At 75.1% G+C, this 4000-nt stretch carries 2 protein-coding genes; both read right to left on the bottom strand.

Annotated elements, in window-relative coordinates; genetic code table 11:
- Nucleotides 1–262 (bottom strand): beta-ketoacyl synthase N-terminal-like domain-containing protein (locus MCBG_RS30980; protein WP_223201483.1); only part of this gene is annotated, 262 nt, incomplete at its 3' end.
- 26 nt (nt 263–288) lie between these two features.
- Nucleotides 289–4000 (bottom strand): SDR family NAD(P)-dependent oxidoreductase (locus tag MCBG_RS34610; RefSeq protein WP_043331331.1); only part of this gene is annotated, 3712 nt, incomplete at its 5' end.

Below are 4000 nucleotides of genomic sequence, written 5' to 3'. Positions count from 1 at the left end.
GGTCGGCGTCCGGGTCGTACAGGTTGTCCAGGTCCCAGCCCCGGTCCGTCGGGAAGCCGCCGATCGCGTCGCCGCCGGAGGCCACCAGGTCCCAGAGCTGCTCGGGGCTGGCGACGCCACCCGGATAGCGGCAGGACATCGCGACGATGGCGATCGGCTCCCTGGCGGCGGCGGTCAGCTGCTGGTTGAGCTGACGGAGGCGGCCCGTCTCCTTGAGCGACGCGCGAAGCGCCTCGACGACCTTGTCTGCGGACGTAGACATCATGAGCTCCGTACTGGGGACAACGGTCAGGAATCGGTTCCGTCAAGCGCCAGCCTGACGAGGGCGTCGGTGTCGAGGTCGTCGAGGTCCAGGTCCTCGTCGGTGGACTCGTCACCGTCGTCGCCGTCGGTGTCGGCGAGGTTGAGCAGCAGGTCCAGCAGCCCGGCCTCACGGAGGCGGGCCAGCGGGATCGCCGCGAGCGTCTGCCGGACGGCCGCCTCCGCCGGGTCGCCGTCGTCCGCCTGCGCCGCCTCGGGCAGCAGACCGTCGAGCAGGTTCTCGGCGAGCACGGCCGGGTTCGGGTAGTCGAAGACGAGGGTCGCGGGCAGCGACAGGCCGGTGACGCCGGTCAGTCGGTTGCGCAGCTCGACCGCCGTCAGCGAGTCGAATCCGAGCTCCTTGAACGCCCGCTGCGGCTTGACCCGGTCCGTTCCCGCGTGGCCGAGCACGGCCGAGGCGTGGGTGCGGACCAGGTCGACCAGGTGCCGGACCCGCTCGGGGCGGGGCAGGGTGAGCAGGTGCTCCCGCAGGGCGTCGGCGGCGCCGCCGGGCTGCTGCTCCACGGCGTGGGCGTGCAGCGCCTCCCGGGCCTCGGCGATGTCGTCGAGCAGCGGCCGGGGGCGGGCCGAGGCGTACGCCGGGGCGAAGACCGCCCAGTCGACGTCCACCACGGTCAGCGCCGCCCTGGGCAGGCCGGCGGCGTACCGCATGGCGTGCACGGCGTCGGCCGGCGCCATGGCGGTCAGGCCGCGCCGGGCCAGCATCTGCTGGGCTTCGCCGGTGGCCATGCCGCCGTCGGCCCACGGTCCCCAGGCCACGGACGTCGCCGCCAGGCCCCGGCCGCGCCGCTGCTCGGCGAGCGCGTCCAGGAAGGCGTTGCCGGCGGCGTACGCGGACTGCCCGCCGCTGCCCCACACCCCGGCGATGGAGGAGAAGAGCACGAACGCGTCCAGCGGCCGGTCGCCGAGCAGGGCGTCCAGGTGCAGCGCGCCGGCCACCTTGCCGTCGAGCACGCCCGCGAACGCGGCCAGGTCGGTGTCGGCGATCAGCCCGGACTCGCCGGCGCCCGCCGCGTGCACCACGGCCGTCAGCGGCGCCGGATCCTCGTCGAGGCGGGCCAGCAGCGCCGCCACCTGGTCGCGCTCGGCGACGTCGCAGGCGACGACCGACGCTCGTACGCTCTGGGCGATCAGCTCCTCGCGCAGCTCCACGGCCCCCGGGGCGTCCCCGCCGCGGCGGCTGGTCAGCACGACGTGCTCCGCCCCGTTGGCCGCCGCCCAGCGGGCCACGTGCGCGCCCAGCGCGCCCGTGCCGCCGGTGACGAGCACGGTGCCGGACGGCCGCCACCGCTGCGCCGTGTCGGGGGCGGCGGGCGCCGAGCGGACCAGGCGACGGACGAACACCCCGGAGGGGCGTACGGCAAGCTGGTCCTCGTCGCCGGCGCCGGTCACCACCCGCGCCAGCCGGTCCCAGGCCGTCGCGTCGGCCTGCTCGGGCAGATCCACCAGCCCGCCCCACAGGTGGGGGTGTTCCAGGCCCGCCACGAGCCCCAGGCCCCAGAGCCCGCTCTGGATGACAGCGTGCACGGTGTCCCCGTCGCCGGTGCTGACCGCGCCCTGCGTCAGGCACCACAGCCGGGTCGTCGCCCCGGTGTCGTGCAGCGCCTGGAGCAGCAGCAGCGTGGCGGCCGTCCCGACCGGCACGGCCGGGTGGGCGGGGTGCGGCTGGTCGCGGAGGCCGAGCAGGGAGAGCACGCCGGTGACGGGACCGTCGGCCAGCGCGTCGCCCAGCCGCCGGGCGAGGCCCGCCCGGTCGGTGCCGGCCGGGTCGACGGTGAGCCGGACCACGTCGGCGCCGACCTCGGCGAGGGCCTTGGTGACCGCCTCCGCCCGGGTGCCGTCCGCCAGGTCGTCCTGCGCCGTCACGAGCAGCCAAGCGCCGGGCCGCGCCGGGCCGGCGGTGATGTCGGCGCGCTTCCATCCGACGCGGTACGCCCGGTGCGTCCAGGACGGCCCGCTGCGTGCGCGCCCGTTAGGAGAACCTGGTGAGGATCGGCCAGCGCGTCGACCAGCCCGCCGGGCGAGGCCCCGCGCCGGTCGGTGCCGGCCCGGGTCGACGGTGAGGCCGGACCAACGTCGGGGGCCGACCTCGGGCGAGGGCCTTGGTGACCAGCTACCGCCCCGGGTGCCCGTCCGCCAGGGTCGTCCTGCGCCGTCACGAGCAGCCAAGCCCGGGCCGCCCGGGCCGGCGGTGATGTCGGCGCGCTTCCATCCGACGCGGTACGACCATGCGTCCAGGACGGCCCGCTGCGTGCGCGCCCGGTGCCAGGTCGACAGGACCGGCAGCGCCGGGGTGAGGGCGTCCAGGGCGGCGCCGTCGTCGCCGAACTGGGCGGCGAGGGCGCTCAGGTCGCCGCGTTCGACGGCCTTCCAGAAGTCGGCGTCGCCGCCGTCGGTCGCCGTCTGCCGCGGCCGGTTCGCCGGCTCGGGCCAGTACCGCTCCCGCTGGAAGGCGTACGTGGGCAGGTCCACCCGCCGCGCGCCGGTCTCGGCGAACCACTGCGCCCAGGTCACCGGCACGCCGTGCACGTGCAACTCGGCCAGGGCGTGCAGCAACGCCTGCGCCTCCGGACGGTCCCGGCGCTGCACAGCCACCGCCAGCACGGCCTCGTCATCAGGCAGCACGTCGCCGGTCATCGCGGTCAGGACGCTCTGCGGCCCGACCTCCAGGAACGTGTCCACACCGGCAGCCCGCACAGCGGCGATCCCATCGGCGAACCGCACCGCCTCCCGCACATGCCGCACCCAATACTCCGGCATGCAGACCTCGCCTGCGTCGGCCAGGGCCCCGGTCACGTTGGACACGACCGGCAACAACGGCGCGGCGAACTCCAACCCGTCGAGAACGGCCCGGAAATCGGCGAGCATCGGCTCCATCAACGGACTGTGGAACGCATGGCTCACCGCGAGCCGACGGGTACGCACCCCCCGATCCCGCCAAACCCGCTCCACCTCATCCAACGCGTCAACGGCACCCGACACCACCACAGCGGCAGGCCCGTTAACCGCCGCGATACCAACCCTGCCGGTCAGCCCCGCGAGAGACTCCGCCACCGCAGCCTCGTCGGCGGCCACGGCGAGCATCCCGCCACCGGCCGGCAGCGCCTGCATCAACCGACCCCGCGCCGCCACCAACTGACACGCGTCCGCCAGGGACAACACCCCGGCCACATGCGCCGCCGTCACCTCACCGATCGAATGACCAGCCACCACATCGGGCACGATCCCGAACGACTCCACCAGGCGGAACAGCGCCACCTCGACCGCGAACAACCCGGCCTGCGTGAACACCGTCTGATCCAGCAACTCCGCCTCAGCACTACCCGCCTCAGCGAACAGCACCTCCCGCAGCGGACGCGGCAACAACGGATCCAGGTGCCCACACACGTCGTCCAACGCGGCGGCGAACACCGGGAACAGGGCCGACAACTCCCGACCCATCCCCGCACGCTGCGCACCCTGACCCGAGAACAACAGCGCCAACTGGCCGCGCCCGGCGGCAGAACCGGTCACGACGGCCCCCGACGGCTCGCCGGCCGCCACTGCCGCGAGACCCGCCAGCAGCTCGTCCCGGCTCGCCCCGGACACCACCGCCCGGTGCTCCAACGCCGACCGCGACGCCACCGACGACCACGCCACATCCACGCCGCGTGGGGCCTCGTCGACGGCGAGCCACCGC

The sequence above is a fragment of the Micromonospora sp. M42 genome, assembly GCF_000568915.1.
Lineage (GTDB): Bacteria > Actinomycetota > Actinomycetes > Mycobacteriales > Micromonosporaceae > Micromonospora > Micromonospora chalcea.
The sequence above is the reverse complement of the archived record's forward strand: the minus strand, read 5'-3'. Positions and strand labels throughout refer to the sequence as shown.